Source organism: Streptomyces sp. MS191 (assembly GCF_008042125.1).
GTDB lineage: Bacteria > Actinomycetota > Actinomycetes > Streptomycetales > Streptomycetaceae > Streptomyces.
In genome coordinates, this window is record NZ_RDBI01000054.1 from 41163 (window position 1) to 57010 (window position 15848).

Sequence of the window (15848 nt, forward strand, 5' to 3'; positions counted from 1 at the left end):
GCGGCCCGGGGGAACGTCACTTCTCGCGCTTGTAGAACGGCAGCGCGACGACCTCGTACGGCTCGTGGGTGCCGCGGATGTCCACACCTACACCCTGCGTGCCGGGCTCGGCGTGCGCCGCGTCCACGTACGCCATGGCGATCGGCTTTCCGAGGGTCGGGGACGGGGCACCGGAGGTGACCTCGCCGACGACCTGGCCGTCGACGACGACCTGCATGCCGGCGCGCGGGACCCGGCGGCCCTCGGCGATCAGGCCGACGAGCTTGCGCGGCGGGTTGGTGGCGGCGCGCTCGGCGGCGGCCTCCAGCGCCTTGCGGCCGACGAAGGAGCCGTCGTTGGTCGTCTTCTCGAACTTCACGACCCGGCCCAGACCGGCGTCGAACGGGGTCAGCGAGGTGGTCAGCTCGTGCCCGTACAGCGGCATGCCCGCCTCCAGGCGCAGCGTGTCGCGGCACGACAGGCCGCAGGGGATCAGGCCGACGGGGGCGCCCGCCTCGGTCAGCGCCTTCCACACGCCCTCGGCGTGCTCGGGCTTCAGGAACAGCTCGAAGCCGTCCTCGCCGGTGTAGCCGGTACGGGCGATCAGCGCGGGGACCCCGGCGACCGTGCCCGGCAGGCCGGCGTAGTACTTCAGGCCGTCCAGGTCGGCGTCGGTGAGGGACTTCAGGATGCCGGGGGACTCCGGGCCCTGCACGGCGATCAGCGCGTACGCGTCGCGGTCGTCGCGGACCTCGGCGTCGAAGCCGGCCGCGCGCTCGGTGAGGGCGTCGAGGACGATCTGCGCGTTGGAGGCGTTCGCGACGACCATGTACTCCTGCTCCTGGAGCCGGTACACGATCAGGTCGTCGAGGATGCCGCCGTCCTCCTGGCAGATCATCGTGTAGCGGGCGCGGCCGAGGCCGACGGTCGAGATGTTGCCGACGAGCGCGTGGTCGAGCAGCTCGACGGCCTGCGGACCGGTGACCGTGATCTCGCCCATGTGGGAGAGGTCGAACAGACCGGCCTTGGTGCGGACGGCGTTGTGCTCGTCGCGCTCGCTGGCGTAGCGCAGCGGCATGTCCCAGCCGGCGAAGTCGGTCATGGTCGCGCCCAGCGAACGATGCAGGGCATCGAGGGCGGTCAGGCGGGGGGCGTTGCTCATGGGGTGGCTCCCAAGTCCCAGGGGCGTGCAGGGCACGACATGCATGACGGGTGAGGACATCCTCCCCATCTGTCATGGAACCTGAGAGGTTCACCGAGGGCATCCTCGGCTTGCACCTTGGGTGGAGCCGCGCCGGTGCTGCCGGGGCGGTTCGCTTTTCAGATCTGCCTCATCCACGCGGTACGGGGCCTGAGAGATTCAAGGGAGGGTCTTGCTCCTTCGGCGCCCGGACTGCTACAGCAGTGCTACAGCCTGTCCAGGACTCTCCCGCGCGGATTCGAGCGGCCGATATGCGGTTGTGTGCGCTTGGCGCGCACATCATTGCACGCGGGGTCTCATCGGCAAATCGCTTGTGCCGCATTACCGTTTCTTTACACTTCTTGGGCAAGGGCTCCCCAAGGGCCCGACAGGGGGAGTAGCGATGACGTTCCAGCGGACCGGCGCCTATGCGGCCGACACCGGACTGCGGGCCGGACGCGCCCGGGCCAGGACCCGACGGCGCACCAAGGCCGCGCCCCTGCTGCGGGACCTGCGCGAGCGGGCCGGCCGCGGGCCGCGGGCGCTCGCCTTCGCCGCCGGCGACCTGGTCGTCGTCTCCGGGCTGCCCGGCAGCGGGAAGTCGACGCTGATGGCCCGCGCGGCCGAGGGCCGGGGAGTGGACTCGCAGGACGCCCGGGAGCGCTGGGAGGCCCTCATGCCGGGCTTCCTGCCCTACGCCGTCTACCGCCCGCTGGTCCGCGTCGCCCACTACGCCGGACTGCGGCGGGACCTGCGCGCCGGCCGGAGCGTGATCGTCCACGACTGCGGCACCCAGTCCTGGGTGCGCGCCTGGCTCGCCCGCGAGGCCCGCCGCAGAGGGCGCGCCCTGCACCTGATCATGCTCGACGTCACCCCCGCCGCGGCCCGCGAGGGCCAGCGCGAGCGGGGCCGCGGGGTCTCCGGCTACGCCTTCGCCCGGCACCGCCGGGCCGTCGGCCGCCTGCTGCGCGCCGTGGAGTCGGGCAGCCTGCCCCCGGGATGCGCCTCCGCGACCCTCCTCGACCGGGACGCGGCGGGCGCGCTGCGCCGGATCTCCTTCCGCGACGCGGACTGAGGGGCCGGCGGATCCCCTTCCGCGGCCGCCCCCGGCCCCGGCGGATTTCGGCCCGGCACCGTGCGCGGGAGGCCGTACGGAGCCCTGCGGCGGGGCCGCCGACCGGCGGCGACGCGCGCGCACGGTGATACGGACCGAGGCGCTCCGGCCGTATCTGGCCACGGCGAGGTCAGGGCGGCGTTAGGGTTCTGCCCCGAGGGCGCGTGACGACTTCACGCGAGAAGGGGAACCGAGAACCGTGGACGTTACGTGGCCGGGCAACGAGCTCGAAGAGGTGCTGGCCGCCTCGCTGGGCAACCCCGCTGCCGGGGGCCGGCTCGTCGAGGTGCTCGGACGGAGCCCGATCTGGGTGCCCCTGCCGAACGGCGGCGGCCCCGACAGCACCGACCTCGACCTGCCCACGATGGAGATCGGCGGCTTCCCGTACGTCCCCGTCTTCAGCTCCGAGCAGCAGTTCCTCGCCTGCGTCGGCAGCCACATGTCCTTCACCGTCGCCCCGGCCCGCGAGTTCGCCCGCGGCCTGCCGCCGCAGCTCGGCATCGCCGTGAACCCCGGCGGCACGGTCGGCGCCCCGCTGCCCCCGCCGGCCGTGGCCGAACTCTGCCGGGTCGGCCGCACCCCGCTGGACGGCCCCGCGACCGGCGGCCGGGTCCGCCTCTTCGAGCCCGACTGGCAGGACGACCCGGTCGACTTCCTGTCCGCCGCGGCCGCCGAGTTCGAGGCCACCGGGGTCGTCGTCACCGCGCGGCGCGCCCTGGCCAGCGTCGAGGGCACCGAACCGGCCCTCTTCGTCGGCGTCCAGCTCGCCACCTGGGACGGTGTCGACCGCAACGCGCCCCTGGACGCGCTCGGGCGCGCGCTCGGCCGGGTCGAGGTGGCCTGGCCGGTCAATCTCATCCTGCTGGACGTTGCGCAGGACCCGGTGGGGGACTGGATGCTGGAGCAGGTGCGCCCCTTCTATCAGCGGGCCTCCGCGTAAATGAAGCAGATTCGGTGGACGAAAGAGGGGCGGGACCCACGGTGAGCGCGTCAGGCACCGCTGCGGCCGGACAGGTCGAGCACATGCTGCGCCAGGTGACACCCGGACGCTACGACGCGTACGAGCAGCTGCTGCACGCCCTGGCCGACGGCAACGTCCGGATGCTGCTCTGGCAGGGCCAGGCCGGCTCCCCGGACGCCCAGTACGGGAAGATGGAGATCGACGGCCTCGGCTACGCCCCCTGCGTGACCTCCGCCCAGGAACTCGCCGCCTCCGGCTGGAACCGGGCCCACGAGGTCGTCACCGGCCGCGACATCGCCCGCGCGCTCTACCCGGACCGCTGGGGCATCTGGCTGAACCCGCACGACCCCGGCGGCGGCGTCGGCATCCCGTGGGCCGACCTCCGGCGGATCGCCACCGGCCTGGAGCGGATGCCCGCGGGACCGCTGCGGCTGTCCGAGCCCGCGCTGGAGATTCCGCAGTTCTACGCCCTGCTGACCCAGAACGCGCACCGCACCCCGTCCGTACGGTCGCTGCGCCGCGCCTGGGTCCAGCCCTCGCTGGGCTCTCCGTACCTCGCCATCGGGCTCGACCTCTACGACACGTCCGCGGCCTCGGTGGAGACCGTGCGGGCGATGATGCGCCAGTCGATCTCCGCCGTGCCCGACGGGCTGCCGGTCTCGACCGTCGCGATGTCCGACGATCACGACCCGGTGACGATGTGGCTGCGGGCCAACGCCCGCCCGTTCTACGACCGCGAGGCGCACGCCGCCCCCGCCCCGCACGCCCCCGGTTACGGCTACCCTCCCGCCGCGCCCCGAGCGTACTGATACGTCCGTTCCGTCACCCCAATTGCATACGTCACTCATGCAGTTGGGCGACATGTCCGTTCTGGTCGAATAGCGGCCGAGATGGTCCGCTCACGCGATCACTGCGTCCGGATAACGGAAGGCGTAGGACCGCATCACGTTTGAGCAAACATTCCCCGTCAGGTCTGGCGGGTGATCGCGAACCCATTGAAGACTCCCCGGAACACCGGGCGTTCGGCCTTCCTGGCCTGCGTCCGAGGAGTTTGTTCCACCAAGCCGCTACCCGCGGCGGGCAAGGGCCGGCTACCGGCGGCCGAGAGGGGTCCTCACCACGATGACGGCACCACTGCACGAGACGAGTGCGGCCGAGTCGACGGTTCCCGTCGACGCCGTGTCCGACCTCCCGGCCAAGGTGATCGAGGGCCGCTCCCCCTGGCAGATCGCCTGGACCAGGCTGAAGCGTGACAAGCTCGCCCTCACCGGCGGATTCGTCGTCCTGTTCCTGGTCCTGGTGGCCATCTGCGCTCCGCTGATCGTGGGCCTCCTCGGTCACCCGCCGGACCAGTTCCACGAGGACCAGATCGACCCGCTCTTCGGTACCCCGATCGGCTCCTACGGCGGCATCAGCTCCGACTTCCTCTTCGGGGTCGAGCCGGTCAACGGCCGCGACGTCTTCAGCCGCATCGTCTACGGCGCCCGGATCTCGCTGCTGGTCGCCTTCCTCGCTGCGGTCTTCGCGGTCCTGCTCGGCACCGTCCTCGGCATCATCGCCGGCTACTTCGGCGGCTGGATCGACGCCGCCCTCAGCCGCGTCATGGACGTCATGCTCGCCTTCCCGCAGCTGCTCTTCACCATCGCCCTGGTCTCGGTGCTGCCGAACTCGCTCCTGGGCCTGGACGGTTCGGGCGTCCGCATCGCCGCCCTGGTCCTCGTCATCGGCTTCTTCGGCTGGCCCTACGTCGGCCGCATCGTCCGCGGCCAGACCCTCACGCTGCGCAACCGCGAGTACGTCGAGGCGGCGCAGAGCCTGGGCGCGGGACGCTTCTACATCCTCCGCAGGGAACTGCTGCCCAACCTGATCGCCCCGATCACGGTCTACGCGACCCTGATGATCCCCACCAACATCCTCACCGAAGCGGCGCTCAGCTTCCTCGGCGCGGGTGTGAAGCCTCCCACCGCTTCCTGGGGGCAGATGCTGTCGGCGGCCATCTCCACCTATGAGTCGGACCCCCTGTTCATGGTGATCCCCGGCCTCGCCATCTTCATCACCGTTCTGGCGTTCAACCTCTTCGGCGACGGCGTGCGTGACGCGCTCGACCCGAAGAGCTCCCGCTGACCGAACGCCGCGACACCGCAAGACCAGCCCCAGACCAGCCCCTGCCGCTGTCGACAGGAGGCATGTCCCACCGGCGGACCGCCGTAACGGCCGCCATTATTCCGGAGGTTGCGAGACCATGACTCTGAACAGCTCTCAGAGGCGCAGAATCGCCGCGGGCGCGCTGCTCGCCGCGGCCACGATGGTCGTCACCACGGCCTGTGGCGGCGGCAACGGCGACGGCGGCAGCAAGGGCAAGGCCGGCGCGCCCGGCTTCAACGCCGGCGTGAACAAGGTCGCCAACGCCTCCGACAAGAAGGGCGGCACCCTCAAGTTCATCGGCTCGCAGGAGGCCGACTCGTGGGACCCGCAGCGCGGTTACTACGGCTTCGTGTGGGACTTCGCGCGCTACTACACGCGTCAGCTGGTCACCTTCAAGTCCGAGCCGGGCGCCGCCTCCACCGAGCTGGTCCCCGACCTCGCCACCGACGCCGGCAAGGTCTCGGCCGACGGCCTCACCTACACCTTCACGCTGAAGGACGGGGTGACCTGGGAGGACGGCAAGCCGATCACCTCCAAGGACATCAAGTACGGCATCGAGCGCATCTGGGCCCAGGACGTCATCTCCGGCGGCCCGATCTACCTGCAGCAGGTCCTCGACCCCAAGGGCGAGTACAAGGGCCCGTACAAGGACACCTCCGCGGACAAGCTCGGCCTGAAGGCCATCGAGACCCCGGACGACAAGACCATCGTCTTCAAGCTGCCGGTCGCCAACGGTGACTTCCTGCAGATGCTGGCCATGCCCGCGGCCTCCCCGGTCCGCCAGGACAAGGACACCAAGGCGCAGTACGGCCTGAAGCCGTTCTCCTCCGGCCCGTACAAGTGGCAGGAGTACAAGCCCAACAAGTCCATCCTGCTCGTCCGCAACGACAAGTGGGACGCGAAGTCCGACGGCATCCGCAAGGCCCTGCCGGACAAGATCAGCGTCACGTTCACCACGAACGCCGACGACATGGACAACCGTCTGATCGAGGGCGAGTACGACCTCGACATCAACGCGACGGGTGTCGGCGCCTCGGCCCGCGCCAAGGTGCTCCAGCAGCACAAGGAGAACGCGGACAACCCGCAGACGGGCTTCATCCGCTACGCGGTCTTCCCGCAGACGGTCATCGACAACGTCGAGTGCCGCAAGGCGATCATCTACGCGGCCGACTCCAAGTCCCTCCAGACCGCCCGTGGCGGCCCGCAGGCCGGTGGCGACATCGCCACCAACATGCTGCCCCCGGCGATCAAGGGTGCCGACCCGGCGGCCGACCCGTACGGCAAGCTCGCCGGCAAGCCGGACCTCGCCAAGGCCAAGGAGGCCCTGGCCAAGTGCGGTAAGCCGAACGGCTTCAAGACCACGATCGCGGTCCGCAACAACAAGAAGATCGAGATCGCGACCGCCGAGTCCCTCCAGCAGTCGCTGAAGGCCGTCGGCATCGACGCCCAGATCGACCAGTTCGACGGCGCCCAGACGTCCGGCATCATCGGTTCGCCGAAGGTCGTCAAGGACAAGGGCTACGGCATCATCATCATGGGCTGGGGCGCCGACTTCCCGTCCGGCCAGGGCTTCCTGCAGCCGCTGGTCGACGGTCGCTTCATCCTGCAGAGCGGCAACAACAACTTCTCGGAGCTGAACGACCCGGCCATCAACGGCCTGTTCGACCAGGCGCTGAAGGAGACGGACCCGGCCAAGGCCGGCGAGCTCTACAAGCAGATCAACACGAAGGTCTCGGAGGCCGCGGTCTACCTGCCCTTCACCCACGAGAAGAACATCATCTGGCGTTCCTCGCGACTGACCAACGTCTACACGGCCGACGCCTACAACGGCCGCTACGACTACGCGTCGCTCGGCGTCGTCAAGTAAGCCCCGTCTCCATCAACTCGCTCCAACGGCGCACCCGCCGCTAGGTCCGAAGGGCAGGTGATGGCCGTGGCCGGCGGCTGGGGAACCCGATCGGGTTCCCCAGCCGCCGACCGGCCGACCGCATGCTTGCATACATAGTCCGACGGCTCTTCGCCGTCGTCGCGATGCTGCTCGTCGTCACCCTGGTGACACTCAGCATCTTCTTCCTCATCCCCAAGATGACCGGCAGCGACCCTGCCGCGATGTTCGTCGGCAAGCAGGCGGATCCGGCCTCCATCGAGGGAATCCGGCAGAAGCTGGGCCTGGACGAGCCGATCCTGGTGCAGTTCTGGCACTTCGTCTCCGGGATCTTCGTCGGCCGCGACTACACCGGTGGCGGCGACACGATCCACTGTGCCGCGCCCTGCTTCGGCTACTCCTTCCGTACGGAGCAGGAGGTCTCGGCCATGCTGGTCGACGCCTTCCCCGTCACCCTCTCCATGGTCCTCGGCGCAGCCGTGCTCTGGCTGCTCATGGGTGTCACCACCGGCGTGGTCTCCGCGCTCAAGCGGGGCACCGTCATCGACCGTGTCGCGATGATCACCGCTCTCGCCGGTGTCTCGCTCCCCATCTTCTTCACCGCCATGCTGGCGATGCTCGTCTTCCGCACGCAGCTGGGCTGGGTCAACGCCTCGTACGTACCGATCAGCGAGTCCTTCGGCGGCTGGTTCGGCGGCCTGCTGCTGCCGTGGGTGACCCTCGCCTTCCTGTACGCGGCGATGTACGCGCGACTCACCCGCGCCACCATGCTGGAGGTCCTCAACGAGGACTACATCCGGACCGCCCGGGCCAAGGGTCTGCCCGAGCCGGTCGTGCTCGGCAAGCACGCCATGCGCTCCACCATGACCCCCATCCTGACCATCTTCGGCATGGACCTCGGCGCCCTCGTCGGCGGCGCGATCCTGACCGAGACCGCGTTCAGCCTCCACGGCCTCGGCGGGCTGGCGATCAAGGGTGTGAGCGAGCGTGACCTGCCGCTGATCCTGGCGGTCACCCTCATCACCGCGGCCTGCGTGGTCGTCGCCAACCTCGTCGTGGACCTGTTGTACGCGGTGATCGACCCCCGAGTGAGGCTCGCATGACGGACAATCTGACGAAGACCGGTGCCGCTCTCGGCGAGCCGGTCAGGTCCGGACAGTCCGCGCCGTCCGACGCCTTCCTGGACGTACGCGACCTCAAGATCCACTTCCCGACCGACGACGGCCTCGTCAAGTCCGTGGACGGCCTCACCTTCCAGCTGGAGAAGGGCAAGACCCTCGGCATCGTGGGCGAGTCCGGCTCCGGCAAGTCGGTGACCTCGCTCGGCATCATGGGTCTGCACACGGTCGGCCAGTACGGCCGGCAGAAGGCCCGGATCTCCGGCGAGGTCTGGCTCAACGGCCAGGAGCTGCTCTCGGCCGATCCCGAGGCCGTGCGCAAGCTGCGCGGCCGCGACATGGCGATGATCTTCCAGGATCCGCTGTCGGCCATGCACCCGTACTACACGGTCGGCCACCAGATCGTGGAGGCGTACCGCGTCCACCACCCGGTCGACAAGAAGACCGCCCGCAAGCGGGCCGTCGAACTCCTCGACCGGGTCGGCATCCCCGAGCCCGCGCGGCGGTTCGACAGCTACCCGCACGAGTTCTCCGGCGGTATGCGCCAGCGCGCGATGATCGCGATGGCGCTGGTCAACAACCCGGAGCTGCTCATCGCGGACGAGCCGACCACCGCGCTCGACGTGACCGTGCAGGCGCAGATCCTCGACCTGATCCGGGACCTGCAGAAGGAGTTCGGCTCCGCGGTCATCATCATCACCCACGACCTCGGCGTCGTCGCCGAGATCGCCGACGACATCCTGGTGATGTACGGCGGGCGGTGCGTGGAGCGCGGATCGGCCGAGGACGTCTTCTACGAGCCGCAGCACCCCTACACCTGGGGCCTGCTGGGCTCCATGCCCCGCATCGACCGGGACCAGACCGACCGGCTCATCCCGGTCAAGGGCAACCCGCCCAGCCTGATCAACGTTCCGAGCGGCTGCGCGTTCAACCCGCGATGCCCGTACGCGGATGTGCCCAAGGGCGGCATCACGCGCACGGAGCGCCCCGAGCTGCGGCTGGCGACGGTCGGTGAGGGCCACGGCCGTCACTACTCCGCCTGCCACATGTCGCAGGAGGAGCGGACCCGGATCTGGACCGAAGAGATTGCGCCGAAGCTGTGAGCGACAACAAGAGCACCGAGCCCCTGCTCAAGGTCACCGGCCTGGTGAAGCACTTCCCGATCAAGAAGGGGCTGCTGCAGCGCCAGGTCGGGGCGGTCAAGGCGGTCGACGGCATCGACTTCGAGGTGCTGCCGGGTGAGACCCTCGGCGTGGTCGGCGAGTCCGGCTGCGGCAAGTCGACGATGGGCCGGCTGATCACGCGGCTGCTCGAACCGACCGGCGGCTCGATCGAGTTCCAGGGCAAGGACATCTCGCACCTCGGTGTGGCCGGCATGCGCCCGCTGCGCCGCGACATCCAGATGATCTTCCAGGACCCGTACGGCTCGCTGAACCCGAGGCACACGGTCGGCTCGATCGTCTCGGCGCCCTTCAAGCTCCAGGGCGTGGAGCCGGAGGGCGGCGTGAAGAAGGAGGTCCAGCGTCTGCTGGGCCTGGTCGGCCTCAACCCGGAGCACTACAACCGCTACCCGCACGAGTTCTCCGGCGGTCAGCGCCAGCGCATCGGCATCGCCCGCGCGCTCGCCCTGAAGCCGAAGCTGGTCGTCGCCGACGAGCCCGTCTCGGCCCTGGACGTCTCCATCCAGGCGCAGGTGGTCAACCTCCTGGACGACCTCCAGCAGGAGCTGGGCCTCACGTACGTGATCATCGCCCACGACCTGTCGGTCATCCGGCACGTCTCGGACCGCATCGCGGTGATGTACCTGGGCAAGATCGTGGAGCTCGCGGACCGCAAGAGCCTGTACGAGTCGCCGATGCACCCGTACACCAAGGCCCTGATGTCGGCGGTCCCGGTGCCGGACCCCCGGCGCCGCGGCCAGAAGAGCGAGCGGATCCTGCTGACCGGCGACGTCCCGTCGCCGATCGCCCCGCCGCCGGGCTGCCGCTTCCACACCCGCTGCTGGAAGGCGACGAGCCTCTGCAAGACCGAGGAGCCGCCGCTCCTGGAGCTGCGCCCGGGCCAGCGCGTGGCGTGCCACCACCCGGAGAACGCCGAGGGGCTGACGATCCCGGCGGCGCGGGAGTCGGTCGAGGTGTCGAAGGACACGGCGAAGAAGGCGGAGCCGGAGGCGGCCGAGCCGGAGGTGCCGGCGAAGGCGGAGGCGTCCGCCCCGTCGGAGCCCGAGGCCGCGAAGCCCGAGGCGTCCGAGGCCGCGTCCGAGGAGGTCCCCGCGAAGGCGGAGGCGTCCGCGCCCGTCGAGGAGGACATGCCCGCGAAGGCGGAGGCGTCCGCCGAGGCGGAGGACACCCCCGCGGAAGGCGACGCGTCGGCGAAGTGACGCGGTACCCCGCGACGACGGGGCAGGGGGCCACGGGTTCCCGTACGAAGGGCCCCGCGCCGTCCGGCGCGGGGCCCTTCGCGGTCGCGGTGCGCCGCGCCCCGGGCCGGGCCGCCCTGGGGGCGGGGCGGGGCAGGTCCGCGGCCGCGCCCGCCGGTACCGTCCGTCGGACCACGCACCCCCGACCGGCACAATTGGGCGGTGCTCCACGAACTGTTCAATCCCTCTGTACAACACGCGCTCGACCTCGTCGGCATCTTCGTCTTCGCGATCTCCGGCGCCCTCCTCGCCGTCCGCAAGAACTTCGACGTCTTCGGAATCGCCGTCCTCGCCGAGGTCACCGCGCTCGGCGGCGGTCTGCTGCGCGACCTGATCATCGGTGCCGTGCCCGCGGCGTTCGCCGACCTCGGCTACTTCCTGATGCCACTCGTCGCGGCCGCGCTCGTCTTCTTCCTCCACCCCGAGGTCGAACGCACCCAGACGGCCGTCAACGTCTTCGACGCCGCCGGTCTCGGTCTCTTCTGCGTCACCGGCACCACCAAGGCGTACGACTACGGCCTCGGCCTCACCTCCTCCGCGGCGCTGGGCCTGGCCACCGCCGTCGGCGGCGGTGTGCTGAGGGACGTGCTCGCCAACGAGGTCCCCTCCCTGCTCCGCTGGGATCGCGACCTGTACGCCGTGCCCGCGATGGTCGGCGCCACGATGGTCGCCGTCTGCATCCGCTTCGACGCGCTCAACGCCTTCACCAGCGCCACCGCCGTGAGCACGGCCTTCGTCCTGCGCCTGCTCGCCATGCGCTACCACTGGCGTGCGCCCCGGGCCTGGAACCGGAGGTCGTCCGCGCGCGAGGAGCCCGAAAAAGCTACCGCTCAGTAATCTTGTGTTGTACCGTCGAAGGCATGAGCACGAGCATCGAGACGACGAGCGAGTTCGACCGCGACACCGCCGTCACCCTGCGCGCCCCCGGCATCTACGACGCCGACCTGTCCGCCGGCTGGACGATCATCTCCGCCGTCAACGGCGGCTACCTGCTCTCGCTGCTCGGCCGAGCGCTCGGTGAGCACCTCCCGCACCCGGACCCGTTCACCATCTCGGCGCACTACCTCACCCCGTCCGTGCCGGGCCCCGCGGTGATCCGCACCGAGACGGTCCGCACCGGACGCACCCTCTCCACCGGACAGGCCTCGCTCTACCAGTACGACGCGGACGGCACCGAGATCGAGCGCATCCGCGTCCTCGCCTCCTACGGCGACCTCGACGCGCTCCCGGACGACGTCCGCACCGCCGCCCGGCCGCCGGCCCTCGCGCCCATCGAGCAGTGCTTCGGCGCCTCGGACGGCCCCCGGCCCGAGATCCCCGGCTCCTCCGCCATCACCGACCGGCTCGACATCCGCCTCGACCCGGCCACCGTCGGCTGGGCCGTCGGAGCTCCCTCCGGCAAGGGCGAGATGCGCGGCTGGTTCGGCCTCGCCGACGGCCGCGAGCCCGACGCGCTGTCCCTGCTGCTCACCGTCGACGCGATGCCGCCGACCTCGTTCGAGCTGGGCCTCAAGGGCTGGACCCCCACGGTCGAGCTGACCACCCACATCCGCTGCCGTCCCGCCCCCGGTCCGCTGCGGGTCGCCATCACCACCCGCAACCTCGCCGGCGGCTTCCTGGAGGAGGACGCGGAGGTCTGGGACAGCGCCGACCGCCTCGTCGCCCAGTCCCGCCAGCTGGCCCGCGCCCCGCGCGGCTAGGGAGCGTCTTCGAAGTCCCGCCTGCCCCGGGAATCACGTCACCGAGAGCGCCTCGCGGCGTCCCCCTGCGCACCGCGCACCGGGACGCGGGGGCGCTCTCGGCGTCGGCCGACCCGGACCGGCCGGACGGCCGCCCGCGCGGCAGGGGGCGCAAACAGGCCAGGCGCCCGAGGAGCCCGGACCGCCTCGTAGAATCGACCCACCATGGCTTACCTCGACCACGCCGCCACCACGCCGATGCTCCCCGAGGCGATCGAGGCGATGACCGCCCAGCTCGCCGTCACGGGCAACGCCTCCTCGTTGCACGCCGCAGGGCGACGGGGCCGCCGCACCGTCGAGGAGGCGCGGGAGACGCTCGCCGCCGCCCTCGGTGCCCGGCCCAGCGAGGTCGTCTTCACCTCCGGCGGCACCGAGGCCGACAACCTCGCCGTCAAGGGCCTGTACTGGGCCCGCCGGGACGCCGACCCCCGGCGCACCCGTGTGCTGTGCGGTCCGGTCGAGCACCACGCCGTCCTCGACGCCGTCGACTGGCTCGCCACCCACGAGGGCGCGAGCGTCGAGTACCTCCCCGTCGACCGGTACGGCCGCGTCCACCCCGACGACCTGCGCGAGGCCGTCGCACGCGACCCCGAGAGCGTCGCCCTCGCCACCGTCATGTGGGCGAACAACGAGATCGGCACGGTCATGCCGGTCCGGGAACTCGCGGACGTCGCAGCCGAGTTCGACGTGCCCCTGCACTCCGACGCGGTGCAGGCGTTCGGTCAGATTCCGGTCGACTTCGCGGCCTCCGGACTCGCCGCGATGACCGTCTCCGGTCACAAGATCGGCGGCCCCTACGGCATCGGCGCCCTGCTCCTCGGCCGCGAGTACAGCCCCGTCCCCGTCCTGCACGGCGGCGGCCAGGAGCGGCACGTGCGCTCCGGCACCCTCGACGTCCCCGCGATCGCCGCCTTCGCCGTCGCCGGCCGGCTCGCGGCCGAACGACGCGAGGAGTTCGCCCGGGAGGTCGGCGGCCTGCGCGACGAACTGGTCGACGCCGTACGCGCCGCCGTACCCGACGCCGTCCTCGGCGGCGACCCGGTCGACCGGCTGCCCGCCAACGCCCACTTCAGCTTCCCCGGCTGCGAGGGCGACTCCCTGCTCCTGCTGCTCGACGCCCAGGGCATCGAGTGCTCCACGGGATCGGCCTGCACCGCGGGCATCGCCCAGCCCAGCCACGTCCTCCTCGCCACGGGCACCGACCCGGACCTGGCGCGCGGCACCCTGCGCTTCAGCCTCGGCCACACCTCCACCAAGGAGGACGTGGCCGCGGTCGCCGCGGCGATCGGCCCGGCCGTCGAACGGGCCCGCACCGCCGGACTCACCTGAGCCCTCGCGCACGGGCCCGCACCGCCGGACCGCCCGGGGCGGCGTCCCCGTATGCCGACCGCCCTGGGCTGGCCGGCGTCCCGTACCGCCGGACTCACCCCAGCTTCGCGGCCTCCGCAGCCACCAGCTTCATGTAGCGGGGCCAGTCCCAGTGGGGGCCGGGGTCCGTGTGGTCCGTGCCCTCGACCTCGACGTGCCCGATGATGTGCTCCCGGTCCACGGGGATCCCGTGGCGGGCGCATATCCCGGCCGTCAGCCGCGCCGATCCCGCGTACATCGCCGCCGTGAAGTCCTGCGGCCGGTCGACGAAGCCCTCGTGCTCGATGCCGACGCTCCGCTCGTTCATGTCCCGGTCGCCCGCGTGGAAGGCCACGTCGAGCTCGCGGATCATCTGCGCGACGTGCCCGTCCTTGCGCACCACGTAGTGCGTGGCGGCGCCGTGCGCCGGATTCCTGAAGACCTTCAGCGCACCGGAGTAGCTGCCCTGGACCACATGGATCACCACGCGGTCGATCACGTAGTCGTCCGGCCGGTCGGCCCGCCGCCAGTTCGCCCGCGCCGCCGCCGTCCACTCCGCGCCCTGGTGGTCGAGCTCGCCCTCCACCCGCTTCCGCTCCGTCCCCGGCAGCCGCCACCAGGCGCGCTGCAGTTCCTCGCGGGCCAGCACGGCCGTGCCCAGCACCGCCGCTCCTCCGCCGAGCAGCACAGCGCGCCGCCCGACCCCCCTCTTGGCCTTTTCACTCCCCATGTGATCGTCAACGCATACTCACGCGACCACGGTTCCCGGAGCCCCGTACCCTGGTAGGGCTATGACTACGACTCCTCCCCGTCCCCTCCGTGTCCTCGCCGCCATGTCGGGCGGCGTGGACTCCGCCGTCGCCGCCGCCCGGGCCGCCGAAGCCGGGCACGACGTGACCGGGGTGCACCTGGCCCTCTCGGCGAACCCGCAGTCCTTCCGCACCGGCGCGCGCGGCTGCTGCACCATCGAGGACTCGCGCGACGCCCGCCGGGCGGCCGACGTCATCGGCATCCCCTTCTACGTCTGGGACCTCGCCGAGCGTTTCCGCGAGGACGTGGTCGACGACTTCGTCGCGGAGTACGAGGCCGGCCGCACGCCCAACCCCTGCCTGCGCTGCAACGAGAAGATCAAGTTCGCGGCGCTGCTCGACAAGGCGCTCGCCCTCGGCTTCGACGCGGTCTGCACCGGCCACTACGCCACGGTCGTCCTGAACGAGGACGGCACCCGCGAGCTGCACCGGGCGTCGGACATGGCCAAGGACCAGTCGTACGTCCTCGGCGTCCTCGACGAGAAGCAGCTCGCCCACGCGATGTTCCCGCTGGGCGACACCCTCACCACCAAGGACGAGATCCGGGCGGAGGCGGAGCGGCGCGGCCTCGCCGTGGCGAAGAAGCCCGACAGCCACGACATCTGCTTCATCGCCGACGGCGACACCCAGGGCTTCCTCGCCTCCCGGCTCGGGACGGCCGAGGGCGACATCGTGGACGAGGCGGGCCGGAAGCTCGGCACGCACGAGGGCGCGTACGGCTTCACGATCGGCCAGCGCAAGGGGCTGCGGATCGGCCACCCCGCGCCGGACGGCAAGCCGCGCTACGTCCTGGACATCTCGCCGGTGAACAACACCGTCACGGTCGGCCCGGTGGAGGCGCTCGACGTCACGGCCCTGACGGCGATCAAGCCGCGCTGGTGCGGCACGGCCCCGGCGGCCTCCGGCCGCTACACGGCCCAGCTGCGCGCCCACGGCGGCGAGACCGAGGTGACGGCGGAGCTGGCGGACGGCACCCTGCACGTCACCTTCGACGAGGCGGTCCGGGGCGTGGCCCCGGGACAGGCGATCGTGCTCTACGACGGCACGCGCGTGGTCGGCTCGGCGACGATCGCGTCGACGGTCCGGCGCGCGGCCGACGCCACGGTCTGAGCCGGCCGGGTCGTCCGCGCGGCCCGGACGGGCCGGTACCGG

General features: G+C 71.3%; 14 protein-coding genes and 1 riboswitch. Of the genes, 12 read left to right on the forward strand and 2 right to left on the reverse strand.

Features of this window, described 5'->3' with window-relative positions:
* Positions 1–16 precede the first annotated feature (16 nt).
* Positions 17–1141: a glycine cleavage system aminomethyltransferase GcvT gene (gene gcvT, locus EAO71_RS23230; RefSeq protein ID WP_147979762.1), complete on the reverse strand. Its 1125-nt coding sequence runs from the start codon at positions 1139–1141 to the stop codon at positions 17–19.
* A 168-nt stretch (positions 1142–1309) separates the two neighbouring features.
* A riboswitch (glycine riboswitch) is annotated at positions 1310–1421 on the reverse strand.
* Between the two features lie 141 nt (positions 1422–1562).
* Here gcvT and EAO71_RS23235 point away from each other — a divergent pair.
* The 11 genes from EAO71_RS23235 (at position 1563) to EAO71_RS23285 (ending at position 13869) form a co-directional block, all read left to right on the forward strand.
* A complete protein-coding gene (locus EAO71_RS23235) occupies positions 1563–2234 on the forward strand; it encodes an AAA family ATPase (RefSeq protein ID WP_147979763.1) in 672 nt (223 codons plus the stop codon).
* A gap of 238 nt (positions 2235–2472) precedes the next feature.
* A complete protein-coding gene (locus tag EAO71_RS23240) occupies positions 2473–3213 on the forward strand; it encodes an enhanced serine sensitivity protein SseB (protein ID WP_147979764.1) in 741 nt (246 codons plus the stop codon).
* Positions 3214–3254: 41 nt separating this feature from the next.
* A complete protein-coding gene (locus EAO71_RS23245; protein WP_147979765.1) occupies positions 3255–4043 on the forward strand; it encodes an enhanced serine sensitivity protein SseB C-terminal domain-containing protein in 789 nt (262 codons plus the stop codon).
* Between the two features lie 313 nt (positions 4044–4356).
* On the forward strand, positions 4357–5358 hold the full coding sequence (locus EAO71_RS23250; protein ID WP_147979766.1) for an ABC transporter permease: 1002 nt from the start codon (positions 4357–4359) through the stop codon (positions 5356–5358).
* Between the two features lie 118 nt (positions 5359–5476).
* The gene (locus EAO71_RS23255; RefSeq protein ID WP_147979767.1) at positions 5477–7246 is read left to right on the forward strand and encodes an ABC transporter substrate-binding protein; all 1770 of its coding nucleotides are present in this window, start codon (positions 5477–5479) and stop codon (positions 7244–7246) included.
* A gap of 122 nt (positions 7247–7368) precedes the next feature.
* Positions 7369–8367 (forward strand): ABC transporter permease, encoded by a 999-nt coding sequence (locus EAO71_RS23260; RefSeq protein WP_147979768.1) that lies wholly within the window; start codon positions 7369–7371, stop codon positions 8365–8367.
* Complete coding sequence (locus EAO71_RS23265) at positions 8364–9485, forward strand: ABC transporter ATP-binding protein (RefSeq protein WP_147979769.1); 1122 nt, start codon at positions 8364–8366, stop codon at positions 9483–9485. Before EAO71_RS23260 ends, EAO71_RS23265 begins: the two co-directional genes overlap by 4 nt.
* The gene (locus EAO71_RS23270; RefSeq protein ID WP_147979770.1) at positions 9482–10762 is read left to right on the forward strand and encodes an ABC transporter ATP-binding protein; all 1281 of its coding nucleotides are present in this window, start codon (positions 9482–9484) and stop codon (positions 10760–10762) included. Before EAO71_RS23265 ends, EAO71_RS23270 begins: the two co-directional genes overlap by 4 nt.
* Positions 10763–10963: 201 nt before the next feature.
* Positions 10964–11638 carry a trimeric intracellular cation channel family protein gene (locus EAO71_RS23275; protein ID WP_147979771.1) on the forward strand — a complete coding sequence of 225 codons (675 nt, stop codon included), beginning with the start codon at positions 10964–10966 and terminating at the stop codon, positions 11636–11638.
* A gap of 23 nt (positions 11639–11661) precedes the next feature.
* Positions 11662–12501 (forward strand): thioesterase family protein, encoded by an 840-nt coding sequence (locus EAO71_RS23280; RefSeq protein ID WP_147979772.1) that lies wholly within the window; start codon positions 11662–11664, stop codon positions 12499–12501.
* Positions 12502–12705: 204 nt separating this feature from the next.
* Positions 12706–13869 (forward strand): cysteine desulfurase family protein, encoded by a 1164-nt coding sequence (locus EAO71_RS23285; protein ID WP_147979773.1) that lies wholly within the window; start codon positions 12706–12708, stop codon positions 13867–13869.
* Between the two features lie 94 nt (positions 13870–13963).
* Here the strand turns inward: EAO71_RS23285 and EAO71_RS23290 are convergent, their stop codons facing one another.
* Positions 13964–14617, reverse strand: coding sequence for an N-acetylmuramoyl-L-alanine amidase (locus tag EAO71_RS23290; RefSeq protein ID WP_147979774.1), 654 nt, complete (start codon positions 14615–14617; stop codon positions 13964–13966).
* A gap of 61 nt (positions 14618–14678) precedes the next feature.
* Here EAO71_RS23290 and mnmA point away from each other — a divergent pair, with 61 nt between their 5' ends.
* Positions 14679–15806 (forward strand): tRNA 2-thiouridine(34) synthase MnmA, encoded by a 1128-nt coding sequence (gene mnmA / locus EAO71_RS23295; protein ID WP_147979775.1) that lies wholly within the window; start codon positions 14679–14681, stop codon positions 15804–15806.
* Positions 15807–15848 lie beyond the last annotated feature (42 nt).

Coding starts and splice junctions, on each gene's coding strand:
- gcvT (WP_147979762.1), bottom strand. CDS start 1,141: ATGAGCAACGCCCCCCGCCTGACCGCCCTCGATGCCCTGCATCGTTCG.
- EAO71_RS23280 (WP_147979772.1), top strand. CDS start 11,662: ATGAGCACGAGCATCGAGACGACGAGCGAGTTCGACCGCGACACCGCC.
- EAO71_RS23250 (WP_147979766.1), top strand. CDS start 4,357: ATGACGGCACCACTGCACGAGACGAGTGCGGCCGAGTCGACGGTTCCC.
- EAO71_RS23255 (WP_147979767.1), top strand. CDS start 5,477: ATGACTCTGAACAGCTCTCAGAGGCGCAGAATCGCCGCGGGCGCGCTG.
- EAO71_RS23290 (WP_147979774.1), bottom strand. CDS start 14,617: ATGGGGAGTGAAAAGGCCAAGAGGGGGGTCGGGCGGCGCGCTGTGCTG.
- EAO71_RS23235 (WP_147979763.1), top strand. CDS start 1,563: ATGACGTTCCAGCGGACCGGCGCCTATGCGGCCGACACCGGACTGCGG.
- mnmA (WP_147979775.1), top strand. CDS start 14,679: ATGACTACGACTCCTCCCCGTCCCCTCCGTGTCCTCGCCGCCATGTCG.
- EAO71_RS23285 (WP_147979773.1), top strand. CDS start 12,706: ATGGCTTACCTCGACCACGCCGCCACCACGCCGATGCTCCCCGAGGCG.
- EAO71_RS23260 (WP_147979768.1), top strand. CDS start 7,369: ATGCTTGCATACATAGTCCGACGGCTCTTCGCCGTCGTCGCGATGCTG.
- EAO71_RS23265 (WP_147979769.1), top strand. CDS start 8,364: ATGACGGACAATCTGACGAAGACCGGTGCCGCTCTCGGCGAGCCGGTC.